Source organism: Neisseria sp. P0021.S006 (assembly GCF_051956895.1).
In genome coordinates this window covers 1-1335 of sequence record NZ_JBQCWZ010000380.1, presented here as the reverse complement: position 1 = coordinate 1335, position 1335 = coordinate 1, and the positions used below count along the sequence as shown (strand labels likewise).

The following is a 1335-nucleotide window of genomic DNA, read 5'->3' as shown; positions in this document are numbered from 1 at the left end:
GCTTTGGCGCAACAGCCGTACGCGCGGAAGATGCTTCTGTTCCGCAGGCGGAAGACTATACCCCTGCCCACACCGCCGCATCCAAACCGGTAAAAACCAGCCAAAGCGAAGCCGATCCGCTTTCCTTGGGCAGCACTTGCCTGTTTTGCGACCACGAAGATGCCAAGCCGGCCGAAACCGCCGAAATCAAACGCAGCGGCGAGCCTGCACTGCCTGCCGATTACACCCGCGTCAACGCCGATAAAATAGAAGGTCAGACCCAAGTCGGCGTCCGTGCCGAAGGCGACGTCATTGTCGAGCGCAATGCCGATGTTCTCAATGCCGATTGGGCGCAATACGACCAAGCCACCGATACCGTTACCGCCGGCGACCGCTTCACCCTGTATCAAAACGGTTCGACCGTATCCGGCGATCAATTGGTTTACAACCTCAAAGACCAAACCGGTTCCGGCACTGCCGTACGCCTCAATACCGAACAAGGCGGCCGCCGCCTTCAAAGTGTCAGCGAAAAAGCCGAACTCAAAGGCAAAGGCCTCTACAAGCTCATCAATACCAAATTCAACACCTGTTCGCCCGGCGACGCCAGCTGGTATATCCAAGCACAAAGCATTGAAGCCGATGAATCGACAGGTATCGGCGTAGCCAAACACGCTTCGCTCGTATTCGGCGGCGTCCCCGTCCTCTACACGCCTTGGGCGGACTTCCCCATCAACGGCAACCGCAAAAGCGGCCTGCTCGTTCCGACTATTGCCACAGGTTCAGACGGCCTGGAGCTGAGCCTGCCCTACTACTTCAACCTTGCACCGAATTTGGATGCCACCATCCGTCCGGGCATTATCAGCAAACGCGGCGTGCAACTGGGCGGCCAAGTGCGTTATCTGCAACCGAATTACAGCGGCGAAGTCGATGGCGACTGGATGCCCAACGACCAAAAAAGCGTCCACAACAACCGCTACCAGTTCAAATGGAAACACCAGCAGCAGCTGAACAGCAAAATCAGCGGCGGCATCAACTACAACCAAGTTTCCGATGACGATTACTACCGCGACTTCTACGGCCGCGAAGACATCGCGCGCAACGTCAACCTCGACCGTCAAGCATGGCTCAATTACAGCGACAAACTGCTAGGCGGCAGCTTCGACGGCTCGTTGCGCGTACAAAAATATCAAACGCTTGCCAACCAAGACGGTTATAAAGACGAGCCTTATGCCATCATGCCCCGTCTGACCGGCCGTTGGCAAAACCATCTCGGCAAAGCGCAACTCAACGTGTTCGGCCAATTTACCCGTTTTGACCACGATACCAAGCAAGACGGCAGCCGCGTGGTGCTCTACC

The 1335-nt window shown here is 56.5% G+C and carries 1 protein-coding gene; it reads left to right on the top strand.

Annotated elements, in window-relative coordinates; all coding sequences use genetic code 11:
• Positions 1 to 1335, top strand: a 1335-nt coding sequence (locus ACTHUM_RS14300) for an LPS-assembly protein LptD (RefSeq protein WP_440403201.1), incomplete at both ends; no start/stop codon positions are given.